This is a genomic window from Jeotgalicoccus saudimassiliensis, from assembly GCF_000756715.1.
GTDB lineage: Bacteria > Bacillota > Bacilli > Staphylococcales > Salinicoccaceae > Jeotgalicoccus > Jeotgalicoccus saudimassiliensis.
The window spans coordinates 1,898,551-1,922,893 of the sequence record NZ_CCSE01000001.1; the positions used below are offsets into that span (position 1 = coordinate 1,898,551).

Sequence of the window (24,343 nt, forward strand, 5' to 3'; positions counted from 1 at the left end):
GGTTTATATGGAAAAAATAATTATGGATAAATTAAATGAAATTTTTAAGGAACGCTTACTGACTGAAGTGGATGACAGAGTTTCTTACAGCTACGACGCTTCATTTGGTCAGCACTTGCCGGACTTCGTTGTACAGGTATTAAGTTCCGAGGAAGTTCAGAAGACTGTTCAGATTGCTGATGAATTTGAAATTCCGATATATCCAAGAGGTGCAAGTACAAGCTTATCCGGCGGCCCGCTGCCGGTTCATGGCGGTATAGTTATGGATTTCTCGCAGTGGACGCAGAAACTGGAGATTTATCCAGAAGACCTGATTATTAAAGTGAGCCCTGGTGTAAAGACCGGAGATATTCATAAGCTAGCTGAACAGCATAACTTAATGTATGCTCCAGATCCGTCTTCATCTTCGATTTGCACTATTGGTGGAAACCTGGCTGAAAACGCCGGCGGACCGAGAGGTGTAAAGTACGGTGTGACTAAGGATTATGTTATTGGTCTTGAAGTTGTTACTGCCGAAGGGAAACTGATTAAAACAGGCGGCAGCACCGTGAAGAACGTCACAGGATATGACTTAACGAAACTCCTGATCGGTTCTGAGGGAACTCTTGGAATTATTACTGAAGCGACATTACGGTTAATTCCCAAACCACTGGATACGATGACAGCCATGGTTATCTTTGATGATTTATATACAGCGGGAAAGTCGATTTCCAAAATACTGACTGCCGGTGTAAGACCTTCAAAAATGGAAATTCTAGATCAAAACTCGATAAATAAAGTTGAAGACTACGCAGGATTAAACTTACCTAGAAGTGCGGCAGCAATCATTCTTGTTGAAGTAGACGGTGACCCTGAGGTGCTGCCAAAAGAACTGGCTGTTATTAAAGAAGCATTAGAAGAAATTGGCGTGAAAAACATTCAGGTGGCAGAGAACAAGGAGCAGGAACAAAAGCTGTGGCAAGTGCGTAAGCTGGTTTCTCCTGCGATTGTAACCAGCGGATATACTAAAATTTCTGAAGATGCAACGGTACCGTTAAGCAAGATACCGGATATGTTTAAGAAAATTGATGAGATAAAGAATAAGTATAATCTTAATATTGTTGTGTTCGGTCATGCAGGAGATGGTAATTTACATCCGACTATTAACACTAATATGAGAGATATAGAAGAAGTGAAAAATGTTGAATTTGCAGTAGAAGAAATATTCAATTACGCTATCGAACTTGGCGGTACACTGTCGGGTGAACATGGTATCGGAACGATGAAAAAAGCGTTTATGGTTAATGAAGTCGGAGAAGAAGGTCTCGCGTTTCAGAAAGCAATCAAGCAAGCCCTGGACCCTAAAAACATATTAAATCCAGGCAAAATATTTCCTGAAGAAGGAGAAAAAAGGTTAGTGTTGCGCAATGACTAATGCATTATTGAATAAACTGGATATTGAAGCCACATATGACTGTGTCCAATGCGGCTACTGTCTGCCGGTCTGTCCGACATATATAGCATTTAAAAAAGAGAAACACTCACCGAGAGGCAGAATTAATCTTGTTCAAATGGCAGCAAAAGGCAAAATCACTATTGAAGATATGCAGGAAGGCATAGATCTTTGTTTAGGCTGCAGGGCCTGTGAAACTGTCTGTCCTACTAATGTGAGATATGGGGACATACTGATGTCTGCTGTGGAAGTATTAAAAGAAAATAAAGACATGGGCATCATAGAAAAGGTTAATCGCACAGCAGCTTTTAAATTTGCTTTGAAAAATAAAAGTGTCCTGAGAATTATGAACAAGGGACTCTATGCGTATCAGGTATCGGGAATGCAGAAAGTAGTTAAAAATAACAATCTGCTTAAACCGATTAAAAAATTTAACCAGATGAATAAAGCGATGCCGGATGTAATTTTGAGTAAAAGAATTACCCGGAGTATCAATCCATTCCGACGCAATGATTTATCAATCGGTTTTTTTCAGGGATGCATCATGGACTCATTTTTTGCGAATATTAACGAACTTGCCATCAAGATTATGAAGAAACACTATGTACAGGTAACAAATATACCGAAACAAGGTTGCTGTGGTGCGCTCCAGCATCACGCAGGTGAAACAGCACAAACAGTAGAGCTTGCTATGAAAAATATTGCTGCATACGAGAAGTATGACTTCGATTATATCGTTAACACTATCGGCGGGTGCGGCGCGACTTTAAAAGAGTACGATAAATTGTTTGAAGCGGGAACAGATTGGCATAAACGTGCTGTTGAATTTACGAATAAAGTCAGAGATATCTCACAGATAATGTCATTAATTGATTTGGATTTAGTGAATGAAATCGATAAGAATGCAGTATATCAGCCGTCATGTCATCTGGAAAATGTCCAGAAAGTATTCAATGATCCGTTAAAATTGATTAACAGAATTCCTGGATTAAATTACATAGAGATGCCTGAAAAATCTTTATGCTGCGGATCTGCAGGGATATATAATATTCTGCATTTCGAAGAATCGATGCAGATACTGGATATGAAAATGAAGAACGTAAAATCGTCAAAACCAAATTTGATTATCACTTCCAACCCGGGCTGTCATATTCAGATGCAGCTGGGTGTTGAGCGTGAAGGTTTAAGTAATGAAATCGCAGTGAAACATATTGTTGAAGTCATTGCAGAAGCATGCGAGGTGGAATAAGTGAAAGCAGATATTTTAATTGTAGGGGCAGGAATCATCGGTTTAAGCACGGCATATCAATTGTCTGAAATAAACCCTGATAAAAAAATTGTTGTGCTCGATAAAGAATCGAGAGCTGCCGAACATCAGACAGGACATAACAGCGGAGTAATACACTCCGGTATTTATTACCGGCCGGGGTCTTATAAAGCGGAATTTGCGAAAAACGGTTCGGCGTCAATGATAGAGTTTTGTAAAACACATAATATAGAGTACAACCAGTGCGGAAAAGTAATCGTTGCGACTGAGGAAGAAGAAATCGAGCGTATGCGTAATTTATACGAACGAGGTCTGGAAAACGGTTTGGACGTTACACTGTTGGACGGAGAAGAGGTACGTAAAATTGAACCGTACGTTAATACTGTTGGTGGAATTCGTGTGAAGAATACAGGAATTGTTAATTTCCGTGAAGTCACTGAAAAATATGGAGAACTGTTTGTAAATAACGGTGGGGAAATTCATTACAATAATAAAGTTGAAGCGATAAAAAATAATGAAGATACGATTGAAGTGACGACGAACAAAACAATTTATGAAGTGGGCTACCTGGTTAACTGTGCAGGTCTGTACAGTGACAAACTAGCTAAGTTGAGCGGGATTGATACTGACGTTAAGATTATCCCTTTCAGAGGAGAGTACTTTAAGCTGAATGAAGATGTGAAGAAGTACGTTAAAACATTAATATATCCTGTTCCGAATCCCGAACTGCCGTTCCTCGGAGTGCATTTTACAAATATGATTGGTGGGGGAGTGGATGTCGGACCGAACGCGGTGCTTGGATTTAAGAAAGAAGCCTATAAAAAAATAGGTTTTGATAAATCAGAGACGCTGGAGATCTTAACATTCCCTGGACTTTACCGTATGGGATTAAAAAATGTTAAAGAAGCAATCGGTGAATACTACAGATCATTCAATAAGAAAGCATTTGTTAAAGCGGCGCGCAAATTAATTCCGCTTATTAAAGCAGAGGATATTACGCCTATGGAAGCAGGAGTCAGAGCGCAGGCGATGAAACCGGACGGCACGCTGCTGGATGATTTTTACTTTGAAGAAAATGACCGCAGCATACATGTGTTGAATGCACCGTCACCTGCGGCAACATGTTCTATTGAAATCGGTAAGGAAATTGCGCGGAGATTTAATGATAAATTTAATTAAAAAGAACGCATGAAACCTGTTATGAGTATAGGGTTTCATGCGTTCTTGCTTGTTTTGGGTAGAATTGCGCGCCGCTGAGAATCCACGGTGGCGCGCAATGTATGTTTCTGTGCCGTCGAAAACTCATGGTGGCGCGCAACGCATCAAAAAAGGTTCGCCGGCATGTACCGGTGAACCTTTCTCTCTTTTCTAACTTATACTTTTAACAAATGCTTCCAGTCTGTCCATGCCTTCTTTAAGCGTGTCGATTGAGCTCGCGAAAGAGATGCGGATATGGCCTTTGCCGTGTTCTGAGAATGCTGATCCCGGAACGACTGCGATATGTTGTTCTTTCAGTAATGCTGTTGCGAAGTCCCAGTCATCCATTCCCGTAAATGCAATATTAGGGAATATATAAAAGGCGCCGCCCGGTTTTTCCACTGTACAGCCCATCTTAATAAGGCGGTCGTAAACGTAGTCCCGGCGTTTTAAGTATGCTTCATTCATCACTTTCGGGAAGTCTTTGGCATTCGTTAACGCTTCAAGTGCCGCGTATTGGCTTGGTACCGCAGCACAGATTGAGTTATTCAAATGCACTTTTAATATTTCATCGCTCAAGTGTCTCGGCGATAATGTATAGCCGACTCTCCATCCCGTCATCGAATGTGATTTCGACACACCGTGAATGAGTATTGTTTTATCGCGGATATTTTCTTTGCTGCCGAACGAAATGTGTTTATTTTCATAAACATTTTCGCTGTATATTTCATCGCTGATCAGGAATAAGTCCTTGCTGCTGATGTATTCAGCAATCGCGTCGACGTCTTCTTCCGATAAAGATGCGCCTGTCGGATTCGAAGGGTAGTTTAAAAGAACAGCTTTAGTGTTATTAGTAACTAGAGCATCTAATTTCTCAATATTCGGAACGAAGTTTGTATCGCTGACATCGAGATATTTCACAACGCCGCCGTTCAGCTCGATTAATGATTCATATGCAGGATATGCAGGTGCGGTAATAATGACTTCATCACCTTCCGTTAATATCGTGCGGAGTACTGAATCGAGTGCTTCACTGGCACCGTTTGTAATAACGACTTCATCAGCAGTGTAGTGAGCGTTATACTTATCTGCAAAAAAATCTGCTGCCGCCTGCCGCAGTTCGACGATGCCGGCGTTTAATGAGTAGCCGGTTTTATTATTATTAATCGCAGTAATTGCCGCGTTTTTAACACTTTCAGGTGTAGGGAAGTCGGGCTGGCCAATTGTTAAATTGACACCGTCTTCAAACAGCTGAACCTGATTTGAAAATACTCTGATTCCGGGTATTGATAGTGCGGTTGCACGCGGATTTAATTCTGGCATGTATTTCACTCCTGTATTAAGCTAGTCTTCTTATTATAGAATTTTCAGTCAATAGATTGCAAATCGAATTCATATTTGTATAATATTACATTATAATTTATAATTATAAAAAAACGAAGGGGAGCTGACAGCGTCTTGAAAAAATATACGTTATTAATCAGCATTTTATCGTTTTTACTGGTACTCAGCGCATGCAGCAATGAAGATGAAAGTGTGACATTACAGTTTGGACATGCTTTGCCGCCGGATACGAATCAGGCAATCAAGATTAATGAAATGGCCGAAGCGGTGGAAAAACAGACTGACGGCAGAGTGAGGTTTGAAATATATCCTAACTCGCAGCTCGGCAGTGAAACTGAAATGCTCCAGCAGCTGGATGTCGGTGCAATGAACGGGCTTGCAATCATGGTCGGTTCGATGCAGACGATGGATATGAGACTCGCAATTGAGGATCTGCCTTATATGTGGCCGGACGCCGAAGCGGCACGTGATGCATATGATGGTGAATTTGGAGATTACATAGCAGATATTGCAGGGGAGTACGGCATGCACACGGCGGGATATTTGGAATGGGGATTCCGCCATGTGACGAATAACAAAGGACCGATTGTGCAGCCGGAAGATTTAAAAGGAACGAATATCAGGGTCGCTGAAACGGCACTCCGTGTAGATACGTTTGAACAGGTGGGTGCATTGCCGACAGTTATGGCGTTCAGTGAAGTATACGGCGCCTTGCAGCAGGGTGCGCTCGATGCGCAGGAAAACCCGCTCGCGAATATCGTTGCCCCGCGTTTTAATGAGGTGCAGGATTACTTATCGCTTACCGGACATTTTTATAATACTGTGATGCTTGTGTTCGACGGTGAGACTTGGGAGAAAATCGGTCCCGAAGATCAGCAGATTATTACAGACGAAATCGATAAAATTTCCAAAGAAGTGCAAATGGCAAACGACGATACTGAATCGGAACATATAGAATTCCTTGCCGAAAATGGTATGAAAGTGAACGATGATGTGGATAAGGAAGCATTCAGAGAAGCGATGATGCCGGTTTATGCACAATGGGAAGAAGACGTGTTCGGTAAAGAAATGATGGATATGTACCGCAGAAATTCCGGATGGGAGGAGGAACAGTAATATGACAAAAGCATTGGTGAAAACCTTATATATTGCATGTGCAGTCGTCATTGCACTGCTCACTTTAATCGTGCTGACTCAGGTCGTATCGAGATTTTTTGATTACTCCATGCCGGGAACAGAAGAGCTGTCCCGTCTCCTTGTAGTCTGGATGACATTCCTCGGAATGAGCGTTGCTGTTTATGAACGCGGGCATCTCGCAGTTAACTTTTTTGTTAAACGTGCCGGCGATAAACTCCGTCCGTATATCTATTTAACAGTGAATATACTGCTCGGGCTGTTTTTCCTGGTGCTGACAGTGTACGGATTTATATTCTCGTATCAATCACTGGATTTTACATCATCCACACTGCAGCTGCCGATGACGGTGTTTTATCTTGCGGTGCCGGTCAGCAGTCTCTTATCGCTTTACTTTTTAATATTAAATGCCTGGAAACCCCAGAATGAAAGTGAGGCGGTATAATGCTCGCCATCAGTATGCTTATTTTATTTTTTGTGCTGTTGTTTCTTGGAATGCCGATCGCCTTTGTTATCGGGATTGTCGGACTGATTATGCTTATTCTGGGCGGTGTGCCGCTTGAAATTATTATTCAGCGCGCCTTTGCCGGAGTGAACAACTTTTCATATTTAGCGATTCCATTATTTATTCTCGCAGGGGATATTATGGGGAAAGGCGGTCTGACGAAACGTTTAATGGCGTTTGCGAATGCCTTCGTCGGCAAACTGTCAGGCGGCACTGCTATTACGACGGTTGTCACTTCAGCACTGTTCGGAGCGGTTTCCGGTTCAACAGTCGCGACAACTTATGCGGTCGGTTCGGTGCTTGTGCCGAGACTGAAAGAAGAGAAATACTCGAACTCATTTATAGCGAGTATTATCGGACCGGCCGGCGTGCTCGGGCTGATTATTCCGCCGAGTATCACGATGGTTATTTTAGGAATTACCGCGAACATTTCAATTGGAGATTTATTCTTCGCCGGAATTATACCAGGTGTGCTGCTGACGCTCGCCTTATGTATTTACGTCTGGTATATGAGTAAGAAAAAAGGATTCGGTGAGGTACGGACAGAATCGATTTCAGGCAAGGAATTATGGAAAGTAACGAGAGAGGCATTCTTCCCGCTCCTGACGCCGGTATTTATTTTAGGCAGTATCTTCTCAGGATATGCGACAGCGACCGAAGCTGCTGTTATCGCAGTGGTTTACGGCTTTATTTTATCGCTGTTCTATAAAGAACTGAACTGGACTAAGATAAAGGAAATTATGGCGGGTTCAGCAATTACATCAGCGACTATTTTAATTATTATATCCATGGCGAATGTCTTTACATATGTACTGACAATTAATCATATACCGGATGCTGTGTCAGGCTTCTTTCTGAACTTCGCTGATTCACCGCTTGTCTTCCTTCTCGTTGTATCTCTGATATTGTTAATATTAGGAATGCTGACAGAAGTAACGTCACTGATTGTCCTGTTAACACCAATCTTTATGCCGATCGCGATGGAGTTCGGTATTGATCCGATTCACTTCGGCATGGTGATGATTATGAACTTTGCACTGGCGAACATTACGCCGCCGGTCGGACTCTCATTAATTGCCGGGGCATCTGTAACCGATAGAAAGATGGGCATTGAAGAAACACTTCCGTACATTTTACACGTGCTGCTAATTGTAGCGATTATGGTGGTGCTGATTATATTCGTGCCGTCCATCTCGACGTTCCTACCAAACTTACTTAAATAAAGGGGCAGATTAAATGATTATCAATCCGGAAGAAACTATCGAGTTAAAGAACAGATTTGATGGTAAAGGAAGTATTTTTTCGACGTCTTATATTAAAGAAGATGACTTTGAAGGAATCCGCAAAGTACTGGAAATTGAACTTGAGCCTCACGCATCAATCGGCTATCACCAGCATATCGATGAGGGCGAAATTTATCATATAATAGAAGGTAAGGGTGAATTTCAGGATTCGGATGGTACGTTTAAACCTGTATCAAAAGGCGACTGCTGTGTTATTACGAAAGGCCAGTCACACGGTTTAGTGAATACAGAAGATAAACCTCTCAAAATAGTTGCAATTATATTTTAGAATTGCGTGAATATTATGATATATTTATTGTATTGTAATATTCAGGAGGGGTAGCATGAACGATGCACAGAAATTATACGATGCAAGATTAAAAGGGGTTAATTTAAAGCCGGGACAGGATATTGAAACGGATTCTGTTGAAGCGGCGTACCATGTTCAAACTGAGATTTTAAATATGCAGGATGAGACTGCGAAAGGATATAAAATCAGTATGACGAGTGCAGAGACACAAGCGCTTTTTGACAGCCATGAACCGGTTTACGGACCGTTTACTGCAGCACAGGTTATTACTGAAATGAGTCTGGCTGATTATAATATTCCGCTCGCGGAACTTGAACTTGTATTTTATGTAAATGAAACATTGAGCACGGATGATGATGCCGAAAGCATTTTATCAAAATGTACTGTGGCACCGGCACTTGAACTGCCGGATGGGAGATACACAGACTGGTTCCCAAATATTTCGAAATATGAAGTCGTAGCAGACTGTGCAGTGGCCGGAGCAATAGTTATCGGAGATGCGAAGACTGTAAGCTATGATGAATTGGATAATATCTCAGGCGAATTGCTGTTTAATGATGAAACGATTAAACAGGGCCGGTCTTCAGAAGTGATGGGTCATCCCGTTAATGCAGTGAAATGGCTGATCGGTAAACTGGACAGTCAGGGCAAACAGCTTGAAGCCGGCCAGTTCGTGTCATCGGGGACCTTCATTTTGCCTGTAAAACTGGAGCCGGGTAAATACAATGGAGTATTTGAAGGCCTCGGAACTGTAGAAATAGAAATAACGAAATAAGCCTCTCATTTGAAAGGCTTATTTTTGTGTTGTGTATTATATTGTGTTTGGGTCGGGCCGGGGATTTGTTTGGAAGTGTGAGTCCCGTTGTGAACCGAGGAGTACCGGATGACAACGGCGGATTCCTGTTGTGAACCGACTGTCTCCGGATGACAACGGCGGATTCCCGTTGTGAACCGACTGTCTCCGGATGACAACGGCGGATTCCCGTTGTGAATCGACTGGCGCCGGATGACAACGGCAGTTTCCCGTTGTGAACCGACCAGCTCCCGGATGACAACGACAGTTTCCCGTTGTGAACCGACCAGCCCCGGATGACAACGACAGTTTCCCGTTGTGAACCGACTGTCTCCGGATGACAACGGCGGACTCCCGTTGTGAATCAACGTCTCCCGGATGACAACGGCGGATTCCCGTTATGAACCACAGGCCCCTATACCTATTACTCAAGCCATACTAATTACCAGCCGCGTTCCGCCATGCGTTCTTCGAGTGACATACTGTGAACGTCGAGGCCTCTCATCGCGCTGCCGAGTTCTTTCGACAGCTCACCGATTAATTTATAATCTGTATAGTTTTCAGTGGCCTTAACGATTGCTCTTGCGAATTTTTCAGGGTTCTCCGATTTGAAAATCCCTGATCCGACGAATACGCCGTCTGCGCCGAGTTCCATCATTAACGCTGCATCTTGCGGTGTTGCGACACCGCCGGCTGCGAAGTTTGTTACAGGTAATTTACCGTCTGTTTTAATCTGCTTAAGTACATCGTACGGTGCGCCCAGTTCTTTTGCGGCTGTCATTAATTCATCGTCGCTCATTACTGAAATCTGTTTCACCTGCTGATTAACCAAACGGATGTGACGTACGGCTTCGACGATATTTCCTGTTCCCGGTTCACCTTTAGTACGGAGCATTGATGCACCTTCGCCGATACGTCGTGCAGCTTCACCTAAGTCTTTACAGCCGCAAACGAATGGTGCTTTGTATTCATCTTTCTTCAGATGGTATTCTTCGTCCGCCGGAGTCAGCACTTCGGACTCATCTATGTAATCGATACCCATCGATTCAAGGACACGTGCTTCAACGATATGTCCGATGCGGCATTTTGCCATAACAGGTATCGACACAGCATTAATGACCTCTTCTATAATCGTTGGATCACACGCACGTGCAACGCCGCCTTCTGCTCTGATGTCTGATGGTACGCGTTCCAGTGCCATAACTGCGACTGCACCGGCTGCTTCCGCGATTTTTGCCTGTTCTGCGTTGACAACGTCCATAATGACGCCGCCTTTAAGTTCTTCTGCTAATCCCATGTTTATCCCTCTTCCTTTTGAAATTAATATCAGTTTAAAATACAATGTGATATTCTATAAGTGTCAGAATAAATAAAAAATTAGGGGTCAGATTATGTTTATCAATCTGGATAAAGAAAACCCGATACCGTTATATGAGCAGCTGTATCAGGATATAAAGAAAAAAATATTGAACAATCATCTGGCGGGGGATGTGAAACTGCCAAGTAAACGTCAGCTGAGCGGGGATTTGTCTGTCAGCATGACGACGGTAGAGCGGGCATATAATCTGCTGATTGATGAGAATATGATTTATACGAAAGAGAAGAGTGGACATTATGTCGTCCCGACAGAAACCCTTCACACACAGGATAAAAAGCTCAGGGCAGTTAGAATGCCAAAAAGACAGGAATCCATCCTGCCGCTTGGAAAAGTAGATACGTCAATTGTGCAGAATGATGTTATTAAACAGCTGAGCACCGCAGTATTTTCTGATTTGTCTCTATTGAACAGTGGACAGAGCAGTGGGGAGCCTGTATTAAAAGAGACGATTCGTGAATATTTATATGTCAACAGAGGCGTACAGTGTCAGTCGGAGCAGATTTTTATCGGACCGTCCACGGAACATTTGCTGGAGCAGGTCTTTTATCTCCTGGATTACCCGAAAGTGACGCTTGAAGACCCGGGTTATCCGGTTGTGAAAAACGTGTTGGAACGTTTGAAAATCCCCTATGATTCAGCACCGGTGGAAGCAGATGGTATTGAGATTAATACTGTTAAGGAACTCAATAATAAACTGACGCACATCACACCGTCGCATCAGTTCCCGGGCGGTGCGGTCATGTCGCTAAATAAACGCATTCAGCTGCTGAATGCTGTGAGTGAGCGGGGCAGTTATTTAATAGAAGATGACTATGACAGTGAGTTCAGATATACTGGGCGGCCGCTGTCATCATTACAGGGGCTTGATCAGAATGACCGGACAATTTATATGAATACATTTTCGAAGTCGATCTATCCGTCGCTCCGGCTGGCGGTAATGATACTGCCGACAGAACTCGCGGAAAGATATTATGAAAGTAAGCTGTCGTGCAACGTTTCAAGACAGATACAGCATATCGTTGCGGGATTTATCAGCGGTGGATATTTAAACAGGCACGTCAACAGAGTCCGTAAATTTTACGGCGGGAAAATGAAGGCGGTGACCTCGGCTATTCAGCTTATGTATCCTGAAATTGAAATCAGCGGCGAACATACTGGCATGCATTTTGTACTGAGAGTACCGGGGGTGGATTTAAGGGAACCTGCAGAACAGCATCGGATTATCAGTATGTCTGCATATTCATCGGCTGAAGAATATTGTGATACCGTCCTTGTTGGAATAGGCGGGAAGAGTACGGAAGAAATAGTGGAGATACTGGACAGCTTCCTCGTCGATGCAGCAGATTAAAAGCTTGCCTGTCGTATGAGCGGCCTTTATAGGGCCGGAATCTGTACTTAAAATTAAAAAAGCACGGAAATATAATTTCCGTGCTTTTTTAATATAAGACGATTACATTGAAGTGTAGCCGCCGTCGACGTTCATTACAGTACCTGTTACATATGATGACAGATCTGATGCAAGCCATGCGTTTGCCTGTGCCACTTCTTCTGCCTGTGCGAACCGGTTCAGCATGCTTAGCTGTTTAGCGTATTCTTCCGGATCGAAGCCGAACTGGTCTAATGCGCCGCGGAGCATCGGTGTATCGATTGCGCCGGGTGCGACTGAATTCACGCGGATACCTTTAGGTGAATAGTCCATTGCCGCACTCTTCGTGACACCGATTACAGCGTGTTTGGCTGCGATATATGCCGGTGTACCAGGCTGCGGGCGAATACCGCTGACTGATGAAGTATTAATAATTGAGCCTTTTGTTCCGTCTTTTTCCATCTGCTGCAGTTCGTATTTCATACATAAAATAACACCTTTAAGATCGACTGCCATTAATTTATCGTAGTATTCCATGTCCATTTCTGCGACTGGTTTATCGTCCGGAGTAATTGCTGCGTTGTTTACTGCAACGTCGAGTTTACCGTATGTGTCGACTGTGAACTGGACCATGTGCTTAACCTGTTCTTCGTTGGACACATCAACTTTAACGAATGCTGCTTCGCCGCCGTCTTTTTTAATGCTGTCGACAACTTTGTTTCCTTCTTCTTCGTTATAGTCCGCAACGACAACTTTCGCACCAAGTTCTGCGAACAGTTCTGCTGTCGATTTACCCATACCCATTGCTGCTCCTGTGATGATTGCTACTTTACCGTCTAAAGTTAACATCTGATTCCTCCTAATAATGATTTTTCACTTTAATTATATCGGTCTTTTCAGAAAACTTCACCGGTTACGGGTTATAGAAACGATAAAATGTTAAGCATTTCACAAACAAGTCATGAAAAAGACTCCGGATTATACCGGAGTCTGACTGATTTTATTATTTCACCGTCGATGTGACCTGATACACCCAGCCCTGTTTGTCTTCAAGTTTGCATGTCTGAATGCCTGTCAGCTGATCGTACAGTTTCTGAGTGACTTCACCAATTTCGTTGCCGTTGATTCTGTAATCTGTGCCGTGGATATTCATAATGCCGACAGGGGATACTACCGCCGCTGTACCTGCACCGAATACTTCCGTAATTGAGCCGTCTTTAATGCCTTTTTCAACGTCATCGATATGAATACGCTCTTCGACGACATTATAGCCAAGTTCTTTTGCCAGCGTGATTAACGATTTTCTCGTAATTCCCGGCAGGATGGACCCGTTTAATTCAGGCGTTACCAGTTCACCGTTTCTTACGAAGAAAATGTTCATGCTGCCGACTTCTTCAACGTATTCCTGATGAACACCGTCGAGCCACAGGACCTGTTCGTAGCCCAGATCATTGGCTTTTTGCTGTGCTGTCAGACTCGCTGCATAGTTGCCGGCAAATTTTGCTTCACCCACACCGCCGCGGACAGCGCGGACATACGTATCTTCAACGAAAATGCTCGTCGGGTTCAGCTGGGCACCGTAATACCCTGCAACAGGTGACAGGACAATCAGCATTTTATAGCTTTTCGCCGGTCGGATTCCGAGATATGCTTCATTTGCGAAAACGATAGGGCGCACGTATAATGCCTGGCCTTCACCGTCAGGAACCCAGTCGTGTTCCAGTTTTAACAGTTCAGTTAACGCACGGAGTGCGAAATCCCCGTCAACTTTCGGCATAGACATGCGTTCGAGAGAACGATTTAATCGTTTAAAGTTTTCATCCGGTCTGAATAAAATAACCTCGCCGTTGACATTATAAGCTTTCATTCCTTCAAATACGGTCTGGCCGTAGTGAAGTGCCTGTGCACTCGGTGAAATTTCAAATGGTGCATAAGGAACAATTGCTGCATTGTGCCAGCCGAGTTCAGCCGAGTAGTCCATTGAAAACATGTGGTCTGTAAAGTAACTCCCGAAAGGAATACCCGCCACTTCAGGTTTTTCTTTTAAAGTTTGTGCTTTGGTAATTTGAAGGTGCTGTGTCATATATTGGGTCCCCCTATAATATCTCTCTATTGGAATTTGAAAATTGTTATTATTGTATCAGCTGGTAATCTAAAACGCAATATATTATCTGACAATTTAGAATTTATTTTAAAATCATAATTCATACTAAAGTAATATGTTATTTTATGCATATAACATGTAGAATGGACATATATGTAAAAATTAATTTATCAGCAGAAGATAGGAGAATTTATAATGACTAAAAATATATTTGATAAAGTTCAATTATCCTCCGGTAAGACATTTGAAAACCGGCTGGTGATGGCACCGATGACAACGCAGTGTTCGTTCCACGACGGCTCGGTGACTGATGAACTTGTTCAATATTATGCACGCCGTGCCGGCGGACCGGCTGCAGTTATCGTAGAAAGTACTTTTATCGACAATTACGGACGTGCTTTTGAAGGTGCGCTCGGAGCTGATTCGGATGATAAAATTCCAGGGCTGAAAAAACTTGCAGAAGGTATTAAAAACAAAGGATCTAAAGCGCTTATTCAGCTTTACCATGCAGGACGCATGGGGACGCCTGAGCTGAACAGGGGACGTCAGCCGATTTCTGCGAGCAGCATCGCAGCACTGAGAGACAATGCTGTCGAACCGAGAACACTTGAAATTGAAGAAATCGAGGAAATGATACAGCTGTTCGCCGATGCAGCAGCGCGTGCCATTAAAGCTGGATTTGACGGTGTTGAACTGCACGGTGCGAATACTTACCTGCTGCAGCAGTTTTACTCGCCGCATTCAAACAGACGGGATGACGAGTGGGGCGGATCAAGGGAAAACAGACTTCGCTTCCCGAGACGCGTCACGGAGAAAGTCCGTCAGACGGCAGAAGAGATGGGGAAACCCGATTTTATTATCGGATACCGTTTCTCGCCCGAAGAGCTTGAAGAACCGGGAATTAACTTCGATGACACGATGTATCTGTTGAATCACCTTGCCGAATACTCTATTGATTATTTCCATTTCAGCGTTAACGACTGGCAGCGTACGTCAATTATCGATACGACAGATGAAGAGCTGCTTCTGGATAAGTATCTTAAGAATGCAGGTGACAAACTGAAAGAAATTCCGATTATGGGTGCAGGGGGAATTAAATCGAAGGAGGATGCCGAAGAAGCAATTACTTCCGGCTTTGATTTAATGAGTATCGGTAAAGCGCACTTAATGAATCCGGACTTTGTTGACTGCCTGAAAAATAATGAACTGCCGAAATCGCTCCTTGCAGATGGCGACGATGCGAAGCTGACAATACCGGCACCGCTCTGGAACATCCTTGGATTTTTAAAAGAGAAGAAGTAATGTAATTTTGAGAATATTTACAAACCTTTGTATATTTTATACAAAGGTTTGTTTTTATTTTACTGCGGTTGTAGTAAAATCTTTTTATAAGTCAATGGGAACAGGCTTACGCATAAATTCAATTAAAAGGGGATGTCGTCTTTTGGAGAACACAAAGAAGAAAAAAGGAGCAGGACAGGCCTTTTTAGATGTAATTGAAAGGATCGGTAATAAACTGCCGGACCCGATAGTGTTATTTATGATAATCGCAGGGTTAATACTTGCAGCTTCATGGATTACAGGAATGCTCGGTGTCTCGGTAAAAAATCCGGCTGACGGGGAAACGATTGAAGCCGTGAACTTATTAACCGGTGAAGGCATAGCGAGAATACTTACTGAAGCGATAAGCAACTTCGGTGCGTTCCCGCCGCTTGCGATGGTACTGGTTGTAATGATTGGTATCGGTCTCGCAGAGAAAACGGGATATTTTGAAGCACTGATGAAACGCTCTCTTGAAATTACACCCGGATTTTTAATTCTTCCGATGGTAATTTTTGTCGGTATTATTAGTAACGTTGCAGGTGACGCAGGTCCGGTAATACTTCCGCCTATCGCAGCAATGATTTTTATCCGTCTCGGCTTAAACCCAATCGGCGGTATATTTATGGCTTACGCAGCAACGAATGGTGCATTCGCCGCGAACTTTATTTTAGGTATGACAGATGCACTGGCAGTCGCATTTACTGAACCGGCTGCACAGCTTGTTAACCCGGATTACTCGGGTAATATCGCAATGAACTATTACTTCATTGCTGTCTCGGCAATATTCCTGATGGGTATTATTTACTTCGTGGCAAAGAAAATTTCAATTCCGCGCTTAGGTAAATATGAAGGGCCTCCGGTTGATGAAGAACCGCTGGGTAACAAAGAAAAAACAGCATTGTTGTGGGCGAATCTGTCAGCACTTATTTTTGTGGCAGTTATTGTAATCGCAACGCTGCTGCCGAATGGCATACTCCGTAACGCTGAAACAGGTTCAATCCTTCAGGAATCACCGCTGATGGATTCAGCAGTATTCCTGATTACAGTATTATTCTTTATCCCGGGGCTTGTATTTGGGATTTTAATGAAAAATATTGGAGGAACTAAAGGATTTGGAAAAATGCTCGGGGAGTCTATGGGCTCTATGGGACAGTACATCGTTCTTGTGTTCTTTGCAGCACAAATGCTCGCGTACTTTGACTGGAGCAACCTCGGTCCGATTCTTGCAGTATCCGGTTCGAATCTGCTGGAATCAATTAACCTGACCGGTATTCCGCTGTTTGTCGGCTTTATACTGGTAGTTGCGCTGATTAACTTACTAATTGGCTCTGCAAGTGCAAAATGGGCAATTCTTGCACCGGTGTTCATTCCGATGTTTATGTTCCTTGGTTATGACCCGGCGTTCACACAGATGCTTTACAGAATCGGAGACTCCGCAACAAACCCGATTGCACCGATGATGCCGTTTCTGCCGCTGATTATTATGTACGCACAGCGTTATCAGAAGGATATTAAAATGGGGACGGTTATTGCAAACCTGCTGCCATATTCAATCGCACTGCTGATTTCGTGGGTGGCATTTATTATTATATGGTACCTCATCGGTCTGCCGGTCGGTCCGAATGGTCCAATCTACTTACCGGAATAAAACGTGCTATAATATATTTGAAATGTCAGAAGACTGCGATAAATATCGGAGTCTTTTGATTATAATTACAGGGAGATGAACAGTTCTATGTTAGATGATGCAATAAAAAAAATTGAACCTCAGGTTATCGAATGGCGACGCGAGATGCACAAACATCCGGAGCTTTCCTTTGAAGAATACTGGACGAGTGATTATATAGAAAATGCATTAAAAGAAATGAACGGTATTGAAATCAGCCGTCCGACACCGACAAGTGTGCTTGGCATTATTAAAGGTGATCATCCGGGACGTAAAGTGGGGCTCCGCGGTGATATCGATGCGCTGCCGATTCAGGAGGACCGTGACGATCTTGAATTTGTGTCTGAAATCGACGGTGTAATGCACGCATGCGGACATGATTCACACGCTTCAATGCTCCTTGGTGCTGCAAAAGTACTTGCGGATAACAAAGATAAAATTCATGGAGAAATTTATCTTATATTCCAGCATGCGGAAGAACTGCCGCCGGGCGGAGCGAAAGAAATGGTAGCCACAGGATTGTTCGATGATCTTGATGTAGTGTTTGCACAGCATATTATGACGACAAAGCCGCTGGGTGAAATTCACATTAAGCCCGGTGCAGTGACAGCGAACTCGGATCAGTTTGAAGTGACGATCAACGGGCAGGGAGGTCATGCATCCCAGCCGGAAAACTCAGTGGATCCGCTGTTAATCGGTTCAAGAATTGTCACTCAGCTGCAGGATATTGTATCGCGTCTGGCAGGGCCGATGGATAACCTCGTTATTTCCGTGACGAACTTTAATGCAGGTACAGGCGCTAAAAATGTTATACCGCACACTGCTCACCTGAGTGCGAGCGTCCGTTCGGCAAGTGCTGAAATCAGAGAACTTGCACGTGAAAAAATTGAAGCGGTCATTAAAGCAAACTGTGAAATTTACGGAGCGACGTATGATCTGAATTACGAATACGGTTATTCAGCGGTCATGAATGATGAGGTTGAAACAGCGCGTGTTAAGCAGACGTTAAACGATGTATTTGGTGAAGACAGAGTCATCGAATCAGAAATGATGATGGGCGGCGAAGACTTCGGTGCATTTACCGAAAACCTGCCGGGGGTATACATTCTTCTTGGAACATATAATGAAGCGAAAGATTACGTATATCCGCATCACCATCCAAAATTTGCGATCGATGAAGAAGCATTTATCGACGGTGTCCGCGCACATGTTAACGTGGCGCTCGGTCTCGGCCAGTAATATAAATTGTCATCCGGCTCTTTAACCGAGCCGGATTTTATTTATTTGACATATACCCTGTGGGGGTATAAAATAAGGGTAAGAAAACATATGAATGAGAGCGGGTGTAAATGATGGAAGAAGTAAAACATATGTCGAGACCGCGTCCGGATGAAGAGAAGCAGAGAGTACTGAACCGGTTGAAGCGTGTGGAAGGCCAGATCAGGGGAATTCAGACGATGGTGGAAGAAGACCGCTACTGTGTGGATATACTTGTCCAGCTGAGCGCAGTTCAGAGTGCGTTAAAAAATACAGGTCTGACGATTACAGAACGTCATATGAAGCACTGTGTAACCGATGCGATTAATTCAGGTGAAGGTGAAGAGTCAATAGAAGAATTAATGGCTGTACTTAAACAGTTTTCAAAATAACGCGGGAAGGGAGGAGTATTCATGGAGAAAAAAGAACATGTTAATTTAAATATAAGCGGCATGACGTGTGCAGCGTGTTCAAACAGAATCGAAAAGGTGCTGAACAGACTGGACGGTGTTGAAGCGAACGTTAACTTGACGACTGAAAAAGCGAGTGTGAATTACGAACAGGACAAAACATCACTCGAAGATATTACGAACCGTATCGAAAGTATCGGCTACGGTGTCGTCTATGAAAAAAGTGATTTGGACATTACCGGTATGACATGTGCGGCATGTTCAAACAGAATCGAAAAAGTGCTGAATAAGACTGACGGTATAAAATCGGCAACGGTAAACCTGACGACGGAAAATGCGATGGTTGAATATAACCCGGACGTTATTGAAGAACGCGATATTATTGACCGGATTGACAGCCTCGGCTACGGTGCGGCACCGAAACAGTCTTCCGAAGATAAAATATCACGGAAAGATTCAGAACTTAAGAAGATGAAGTGGAAAGTCATTATTGCAGCGATCTTATCACTGCCGCTGCTCGTTACGATGCTCGACCATCTTTTTGGCATGAGCCTGCCGGAAATTTTCATGAATCCGTGGTTCCAGCTGGTCTTTGCGACACCGGTGCAGTTTATACTGGGCTGGCAGTTTTACGTCGGTGCATATAAAAACCTGAAGAACTTTACTGCGAACATGGATGTGCTCGTTGTGATGGGTACGACCGCAGCATACGGCTTCAGTTTATACCAGACTTATTTATGGATAACGGATGCAGTGGCACATCCTCATCTGTACTTTGAAGCGAGTGCGATTATTATTACACTGATTTTATTCGGTAAATATCTGGAGACGAGAGCGAAATCACAGACGACCGGAGCGATTTCAAAACTGCTTGATATGCAGGCAAAAGAAGCACGTGTTGTCCGGGACGGGACTGAACAGATGATTCCGGTTGAAGCTGTTAAAGTGAACGATGTATTAATCGTTAAACCCGGGGAGAAATTCCCGCTCGACGGAGAGCTGACAAGCGGCCGTACATCGGTCGATGAATCGATGCTGACGGGTGAGTCGATTCCTGTTGAAAAAGAAGCAGGCGACTCTGTTATCGGTGCGACGATGAACCAGAACGGTACGGTAAATGTCAGAGTAACGCGGACAGGAAAAGATACGGCGCTTGCAGGCATTATTAAAGTGGTGGAAGAAGCCCAGGGCAACAAAGCGCCCATCCAGCGTATGGCTGATGTTATATCAGGCTACTTCGTGCCGATTGTTATCATAATTGCAATTGTGACGTTTATCGTGTGGTATTTCTTTGCATCACCGGGCAACCTTGAACCGGCACTGGTGGCGGCAATTTCGGTGCTTGTTATTGCATGTCCGTGTGCACTTGGCCTTGCGACACCGACATCGATTATGGTCGGTACAGGTAAAGGTGCTGAAAACGGTATTCTGTACAAAGGCGGGGAACACCTTGAGAAAACACATCAGGTCGATGTCGTTGTACTCGATAAAACGGGCACGATTACGAACGGTACACCTGAAGTAACGGACTTTACAGGTGATGATGAAGCGCTGCAGCTTCTTGCCAGTGCTGAAAAAGGTTCGGAACATCCGCTGGCAGCAGCGATTACGTCATACGCGCATGATAAAAATATCAGACTGTCGGATGCCGCAGAGTTTTCAGCGATACCGGGTCATGGTATCCGTGCATTGATTGACGGCCGTGAAGTGCTGGTCGGTACAAGAAAACTGATGAGGGAAGAAAATATAGATGTTAACTCAATCGAAGAGGATATGCAGCAGTTTGAATACGACGGGAAAACAGCAATGATTGTTGCAGTCGACGGTCAGCTGAGAGGAACTGTAGCAGTGCTCGATACTGTGAAAGCGACGGCAAAACAGGCAGTTGAAGAAATGCATCAGGCAGGCATTGAAGTGATTATGCTGACCGGTGATAACAAGAGAACAGCAGAAGCCATCGGTCGTGAAGTCGGCATTGATGCAGTGATCGCTGAAGTACTGCCGGAGCAAAAAGCGGAGGAAATCCGTAAAATTCAACAGAGCGGAAAAGTCACAGCGATGGTCGGGGACGGAGTCAACGACGCGCCGGCACTTGCACTTGCTGATGTGGGTATTGCGATGGGTACAGGAACAGAGGTCGCAATTGAAGCGGCTGACCTGACTATCTTAGGTGAAGATTTAACGCTGATTCCAAGAGCAATTAACCTGAGTCACAAGACGATTAAAAATATTAAACAGAACCTGTTCTGGGCATTTGCCTACAATACGCTCGGTATTCCGATTGCGGCACTTGGATTTTTAGCGCCGTGGGTAGCCGGGGCGGCGATGGCATTCAGTTCTGTGAGTGTAGTAGCAAACGCATTACGTTTAAAACGTGTTAAAATATAGGTATATAAGGGTATAAAATATTTAAAAGACAAGGGGATTGATATTATGGCAAAAACAGTAATCGAAGTAGAAGGTATGACTTGCGGACACTGCAAGTCGTCAGTAGAAGGCGCACTGAACAATCTTGACGGAGTTTCAACAGCATCGGTCAGCCTGGAAGATAACAATGTCACTGTGGAATACAACGACACGATTATCGACCGCGGCAAAATGACGACGGCGATTGAAGATCAGGGTTACGATGTGAAATAAGCAGTATTAAATAATAATGAAAACCGTGCCTGACTTTTACAGTCAGGCACGGTTTTGCTGTTAACGTATTGAGAATGTAAATTTAATCCGGAAAATGATAGAATGTTCTATAAGATTATAAGTACATAAGGGGGATACCACGCTTGATATTTGTGGTTATATTTTTACTGTTCATGTCACTGTTCTTCTCGGGCAGTGAAACTGCACTTACAGCAGTGAATAAATTGAAATTACAATCGAAAGCAGCAGGGGGCGATCAGAAAGCCCAAAAGCTGTACGACCTGGTCAGTAAACCGAGTCAGTTTATTACGACGATACTGATTGGTAATAACATCGCGAACTTAATCGCACCGGTACTTGTGACAGCGATGGCAATCCAGTACGGCTGGAGTGTAACGATTGCTTCAGTCGTACTGACGGTGACGATTATTATCTTTGCAGAGGTTATACCTAAATCAATTGCAGCTGCGTTTCCGGAACGTGTCTCTCATATCGTCAGGCCCGTTATAGCGTTTTTAAATGTAGTGTTTTATCCGCTGACTTTCCTGTTGAACTCATTAACCGACCTGATTACGCGCTTTCTGTCGAAAGGGTCACAGCCGGGCTGGACAGTTTCACGCGAAGAAATTGTGAACCTCGTGCAGATTGCTGATAGTGAAGGGGCTCTTGAAGGCGTTGAATCACAACGTCTCAGAGGGATTTTGGATTTCAGGGATTTAAACGTAAAAGATGTCATGACAACACCGCGTACAGAAATGGTGGCAGTGCATGTCGACGACAGTTTTGAAACGGTAAGGGACAGAATTATCGACGAAATGCATACGAGATATCCGGTATACGATGAAGATCTCGATAACATTGTCGGAATGTTCCATTCGAAATACCTGCTGCAGTGGTCATTGAATCCGGAACAGCCGTTAATGAATTTTTGTGATAACGACCCGCTGACGGTACGGGAATTCCAGAACGTTGAAGACGTGCTGCGCCGCATGAGCAAGCAGCGCCGTCACCTCGCTATCGTGCTGGATGAGTACGGCGGTACAGAAGGTATTCTGACGCATGAGGATATTATTGAAACGATGCTCGGATTTGAAATCGAAGACGAAACAGATCTTAAAAATGATTCAGTCGTCCGTGCATTCAGCGAAGATAAAATTCTTTGTGATGGTAAAATCACATTGCACCGTCTGAATCAGCTGTTTGATACAGATATTCCCCAGGATGAAGATACGCTGTCAGGTTTCCTCCTGTCGGTCTTTGAGGAAGTGCCTGAGGAAAAAGATATTACGCATCTCGATAACCTCGAGTTTAAAGTAATGGAGATGGAAGATAATATGATCCGTCTCGTAAAAATTACAAAACTGGATGCCGGGCTGATGCAGGGAGAATGAGGCGTGAACAATGAAACTATTGGATAAGTTAAAAATGAGCCAGCTGATACTTGGCTTTATTATCGCCTCGGCCAGGTTTTTATGGACCGAAGATAAACATATTGTAACGACTGATTATACGTACAGTTCTAAAAATGTACCGAAAAGCTTCGACGGTTATAAAATAGTCCAGGTATCGGATTTTCATAATGCGTATTTTGGCAGGCGTTCAAAAAATCTGTTGAAAGCTGTTAAGAAAGCAGGCCCTGACGTTATCGTTATTACGGGTGATATTGTCGACCGCCGGACGCCGTGTTTAAAACGTGCAGCGGTTTTAGTCGATAAAATTACCAAAATACAAAAGACGTTCTATGTCACAGGGAATCACGAAGCGCATTACAGGCATTTTAACAAGCTGTATGATGTAATCGGCAAGTCCGATGTCCGTAATATTACAAAGCACAGTGCGGAGCTTGAAAAAAATGGAGAAAAGATTAATCTTGCGGGAATTAATGATGTCTGGTTTTTCGGTGATGAAGAGAATCCGAAAACGTACCGTAACTTTAAACAGGAGCTGGCGGATACAGTCGGTGCTCTGCCGCATGATTTTACTTTGCTGCTGGCACACCGTCCGGAGCTGCTGCCTGTATACAGTCAGCATGATGTGGATATTGTATTTTCCGGGCATGCACACGGCGGACAGATTCGTCTGCCTGTCGTAAAAGGTCTGTATGCGCCGCACCAGGGTGTAAATCCGAAATATACAGAAGGAATGCACGAACAAAACGGCACGACGATGGTCGTGAGCAGGGGACTCGGCAACAGCCGTTTCCCGTTCAGAGTGTTTAACCATCCTGAAGTTGTAGTCGTTGAATTGAGGTCTGAAGCATGAATGAATTAATATCATACATTCTTGTCGTAACGGTGCTTACAATAATGCCGGGTGCCGACTCGATGATTGTAATGAAGAATACACTTGTTTATCAAAAATCTGCAGGGCGGATGACAGTGCTCGGCATACTCGCCGGGCACTTTGTGTGGATAGTCATTTCGGTACTTGGACTTGCAGTGATTATTACGAATTCACCGGCGCTGTTTAATATTATTAAATATATGGGTGCTGCATATTTAATCTATATCGGCGTGAAGAGTTTTATGGCGAAAACGTTTGTGTCGGCATCATCGCTCGATTACGCAGCCGGTGAAAAAACTAAATCTGACGGGCTCCGCACATCGTACATGAACGGTTTTATAAGCAATATTCTTAATCCTAAAGTTTTAATATTTTATATTACGATACTGCCGCAGTTTGTAGGGCAGGACACGAATGTTTCCGGTGTAGTACAGCTCGTGATTCTCGCTTTGATTATGCTTGTCATTTCGATGAGCTGGTTCCTCGTTGTCGTTGAAACAGTGAACTACATGAAACGCTGGCTGCATAAACCGGGTTTCCAGAATCTGCTCGGCAAAGGTGCCGGCATTATTATTATTCTGTTTGGTATACGTACGGCATTGTCGTAATGTTTTCCAAAATAAAAACCACTTTCCAGGTAGGTCACCTGAA

The 24,343-nt window shown here is 43.7% G+C and carries 22 protein-coding genes; 18 read left to right on the top strand and 4 right to left on the bottom strand.

Annotation, left to right across the window (positions count from 1 at the left end):
• The first annotated feature begins 7 nt into the window (after positions 1-7).
• The 3 genes from RZ44_RS09430 to lhgO are packed head-to-tail and all read left to right on the top strand — an operon-like array spanning position 8 to position 3,878.
• On the top strand, positions 8-1,414 hold the full coding sequence (locus RZ44_RS09430) for an FAD-binding oxidoreductase (protein WP_035810726.1): 1,407 nt from the start codon (positions 8-10) through the stop codon (positions 1,412-1,414).
• Entirely contained in the window at positions 1,407-2,681 is a 1,275-nt protein-coding gene (locus RZ44_RS09435) for a (Fe-S)-binding protein (protein WP_035810728.1), read from the top strand. The genes RZ44_RS09430 and RZ44_RS09435 overlap by 8 nt, the downstream gene beginning before the upstream one ends.
• Positions 2,682-3,878 carry an L-2-hydroxyglutarate oxidase gene (gene lhgO / locus RZ44_RS09440; RefSeq protein WP_074431623.1) on the top strand — a complete coding sequence of 399 codons (1,197 nt, stop codon included), beginning with the start codon at positions 2,682-2,684 and terminating at the stop codon, positions 3,876-3,878.
• A 189-nt stretch (positions 3,879-4,067) separates the two neighbouring features.
• Here the strand turns inward: lhgO and RZ44_RS09445 are convergent, their stop codons facing one another.
• Positions 4,068-5,219: an aminotransferase class I/II-fold pyridoxal phosphate-dependent enzyme gene (locus RZ44_RS09445; protein ID WP_035810730.1), complete on the bottom strand. Its 1,152-nt coding sequence runs from the start codon at positions 5,217-5,219 to the stop codon at positions 4,068-4,070.
• Between the two features lie 135 nt (positions 5,220-5,354).
• Between RZ44_RS09445 and RZ44_RS09450 the strand changes: the two genes are divergently transcribed.
• The 5 genes from RZ44_RS09450 to RZ44_RS09470 are packed head-to-tail and all read left to right on the top strand — an operon-like array spanning position 5,355 to position 9,247.
• Positions 5,355-6,356, top strand: coding sequence for a DctP family TRAP transporter solute-binding subunit (locus RZ44_RS09450; RefSeq protein WP_035810733.1), 1,002 nt, complete (start codon positions 5,355-5,357; stop codon positions 6,354-6,356).
• A 1-nt stretch (position 6,357) separates the two neighbouring features.
• Complete coding sequence (locus RZ44_RS09455) at positions 6,358-6,819, top strand: TRAP transporter small permease (protein ID WP_035810735.1); 462 nt, start codon at positions 6,358-6,360, stop codon at positions 6,817-6,819.
• On the top strand, positions 6,819-8,102 hold the full coding sequence (locus tag RZ44_RS09460; protein WP_035810737.1) for a TRAP transporter large permease: 1,284 nt from the start codon (positions 6,819-6,821) through the stop codon (positions 8,100-8,102). The genes RZ44_RS09455 and RZ44_RS09460 overlap by 1 nt, the downstream gene beginning before the upstream one ends.
• Positions 8,103-8,115: 13 nt before the next feature.
• Positions 8,116-8,451: a cupin domain-containing protein gene (locus RZ44_RS09465; RefSeq protein ID WP_035810739.1), complete on the top strand. Its 336-nt coding sequence runs from the start codon at positions 8,116-8,118 to the stop codon at positions 8,449-8,451.
• Positions 8,452-8,506: 55 nt separating this feature from the next.
• The gene (locus tag RZ44_RS09470; protein ID WP_035810742.1) at positions 8,507-9,247 is read left to right on the top strand and encodes a 2-keto-4-pentenoate hydratase; all 741 of its coding nucleotides are present in this window, start codon (positions 8,507-8,509) and stop codon (positions 9,245-9,247) included.
• Positions 9,248-9,707: 460 nt separating this feature from the next.
• Here the strand turns inward: RZ44_RS09470 and pdxS are convergent, their stop codons facing one another.
• Complete coding sequence (gene pdxS / locus RZ44_RS09475) at positions 9,708-10,562, bottom strand: pyridoxal 5'-phosphate synthase lyase subunit PdxS (RefSeq protein ID WP_141639016.1); 855 nt, start codon at positions 10,560-10,562, stop codon at positions 9,708-9,710.
• 94 nt (positions 10,563-10,656) lie between these two features.
• Here pdxS and pdxR point away from each other — a divergent pair, with 94 nt between their 5' ends.
• Complete coding sequence (gene pdxR, locus RZ44_RS09480; protein ID WP_035810744.1) at positions 10,657-11,991, top strand: MocR-like pyridoxine biosynthesis transcription factor PdxR; 1,335 nt, start codon at positions 10,657-10,659, stop codon at positions 11,989-11,991.
• A gap of 102 nt (positions 11,992-12,093) precedes the next feature.
• Here pdxR and RZ44_RS09485 read toward each other — a convergent pair whose 3' ends face one another.
• Positions 12,094-12,858, bottom strand: coding sequence for an SDR family NAD(P)-dependent oxidoreductase (locus tag RZ44_RS09485; protein ID WP_035810746.1), 765 nt, complete (start codon positions 12,856-12,858; stop codon positions 12,094-12,096).
• A gap of 154 nt (positions 12,859-13,012) precedes the next feature.
• Entirely contained in the window at positions 13,013-14,092 is a 1,080-nt protein-coding gene (locus tag RZ44_RS09490) for a branched-chain amino acid aminotransferase (protein ID WP_035810748.1), read from the bottom strand.
• A 216-nt stretch (positions 14,093-14,308) separates the two neighbouring features.
• Between RZ44_RS09490 and RZ44_RS09495 the strand changes: the two genes are divergently transcribed.
• From RZ44_RS09495 to RZ44_RS09535, 9 genes are all read left to right on the top strand, one after another.
• Entirely contained in the window at positions 14,309-15,415 is a 1,107-nt protein-coding gene (locus tag RZ44_RS09495; RefSeq protein WP_035811743.1) for an NADH-dependent flavin oxidoreductase, read from the top strand.
• Positions 15,416-15,557: 142 nt separating this feature from the next.
• Entirely contained in the window at positions 15,558-17,084 is a 1,527-nt protein-coding gene (locus RZ44_RS09500; RefSeq protein WP_035810750.1) for an AbgT family transporter, read from the top strand.
• A gap of 87 nt (positions 17,085-17,171) precedes the next feature.
• A complete protein-coding gene (locus RZ44_RS09505; RefSeq protein ID WP_035810753.1) occupies positions 17,172-18,341 on the top strand; it encodes a M20 metallopeptidase family protein in 1,170 nt (389 codons plus the stop codon).
• 110 nt (positions 18,342-18,451) lie between these two features.
• Complete coding sequence (locus RZ44_RS09510) at positions 18,452-18,751, top strand: metal-sensing transcriptional repressor (protein ID WP_407927285.1); 300 nt, start codon at positions 18,452-18,454, stop codon at positions 18,749-18,751.
• Between the two features lie 21 nt (positions 18,752-18,772).
• Positions 18,773-21,157, top strand: a complete 2,385-nt coding sequence (locus tag RZ44_RS09515) for a heavy metal translocating P-type ATPase (RefSeq protein ID WP_035810759.1) — start codon at positions 18,773-18,775, stop codon at positions 21,155-21,157.
• Positions 21,158-21,202: 45 nt separating this feature from the next.
• Positions 21,203-21,409 (top strand): copper chaperone CopZ, encoded by a 207-nt coding sequence (gene copZ / locus RZ44_RS09520; protein ID WP_035810762.1) that lies wholly within the window; start codon positions 21,203-21,205, stop codon positions 21,407-21,409.
• A 152-nt stretch (positions 21,410-21,561) separates the two neighbouring features.
• A complete protein-coding gene (locus tag RZ44_RS09525; RefSeq protein ID WP_331709027.1) occupies positions 21,562-22,800 on the top strand; it encodes a hemolysin family protein in 1,239 nt (412 codons plus the stop codon).
• 10 nt (positions 22,801-22,810) lie between these two features.
• Positions 22,811-23,671, top strand: a complete 861-nt coding sequence (locus RZ44_RS09530; RefSeq protein ID WP_035810766.1) for a metallophosphoesterase — start codon at positions 22,811-22,813, stop codon at positions 23,669-23,671.
• Positions 23,668-24,300, top strand: coding sequence for a LysE family translocator (locus RZ44_RS09535; protein ID WP_035810768.1), 633 nt, complete (start codon positions 23,668-23,670; stop codon positions 24,298-24,300). Before RZ44_RS09530 ends, RZ44_RS09535 begins: the two co-directional genes overlap by 4 nt.
• Positions 24,301-24,343 lie beyond the last annotated feature (43 nt).

What these genes read in the sequence shown, in the direction of transcription:
- RZ44_RS09455 (WP_035810735.1), top strand. Translation starts at nt 6,358, where the DNA reads ATGACAAAAGCATTGGTGAAAACCTTATATATTGCATGTGCAGTCGTC.
- RZ44_RS09445 (WP_035810730.1), bottom strand. Translation starts at nt 5,219, where the DNA reads ATGCCAGAATTAAATCCGCGTGCAACCGCACTATCAATACCCGGAATC.
- copZ (WP_035810762.1), top strand. Translation starts at nt 21,203, where the DNA reads ATGGCAAAAACAGTAATCGAAGTAGAAGGTATGACTTGCGGACACTGC.
- RZ44_RS09535 (WP_035810768.1), top strand. Translation starts at nt 23,668, where the DNA reads ATGAATGAATTAATATCATACATTCTTGTCGTAACGGTGCTTACAATA.
- RZ44_RS09490 (WP_035810748.1), bottom strand. Translation starts at nt 14,092, where the DNA reads ATGACACAGCACCTTCAAATTACCAAAGCACAAACTTTAAAAGAAAAA.
- RZ44_RS09435 (WP_035810728.1), top strand. Translation starts at nt 1,407, where the DNA reads ATGACTAATGCATTATTGAATAAACTGGATATTGAAGCCACATATGAC.
- RZ44_RS09465 (WP_035810739.1), top strand. Translation starts at nt 8,116, where the DNA reads ATGATTATCAATCCGGAAGAAACTATCGAGTTAAAGAACAGATTTGAT.
- RZ44_RS09460 (WP_035810737.1), top strand. Translation starts at nt 6,819, where the DNA reads ATGCTCGCCATCAGTATGCTTATTTTATTTTTTGTGCTGTTGTTTCTT.
- RZ44_RS09510 (WP_407927285.1), top strand. Translation starts at nt 18,452, where the DNA reads ATGATGGAAGAAGTAAAACATATGTCGAGACCGCGTCCGGATGAAGAG.
- RZ44_RS09470 (WP_035810742.1), top strand. Translation starts at nt 8,507, where the DNA reads ATGAACGATGCACAGAAATTATACGATGCAAGATTAAAAGGGGTTAAT.
- RZ44_RS09485 (WP_035810746.1), bottom strand. Translation starts at nt 12,858, where the DNA reads ATGTTAACTTTAGACGGTAAAGTAGCAATCATCACAGGAGCAGCAATG.
- pdxR (WP_035810744.1), top strand. Translation starts at nt 10,657, where the DNA reads ATGTTTATCAATCTGGATAAAGAAAACCCGATACCGTTATATGAGCAG.
- RZ44_RS09515 (WP_035810759.1), top strand. Translation starts at nt 18,773, where the DNA reads ATGGAGAAAAAAGAACATGTTAATTTAAATATAAGCGGCATGACGTGT.
- RZ44_RS09530 (WP_035810766.1), top strand. Translation starts at nt 22,811, where the DNA reads ATGAAACTATTGGATAAGTTAAAAATGAGCCAGCTGATACTTGGCTTT.
- RZ44_RS09505 (WP_035810753.1), top strand. Translation starts at nt 17,172, where the DNA reads ATGTTAGATGATGCAATAAAAAAAATTGAACCTCAGGTTATCGAATGG.
- RZ44_RS09430 (WP_035810726.1), top strand. Translation starts at nt 8, where the DNA reads ATGGAAAAAATAATTATGGATAAATTAAATGAAATTTTTAAGGAACGC.
- pdxS (WP_141639016.1), bottom strand. Translation starts at nt 10,562, where the DNA reads ATGGGATTAGCAGAAGAACTTAAAGGCGGCGTCATTATGGACGTTGTC.
- RZ44_RS09495 (WP_035811743.1), top strand. Translation starts at nt 14,309, where the DNA reads ATGACTAAAAATATATTTGATAAAGTTCAATTATCCTCCGGTAAGACA.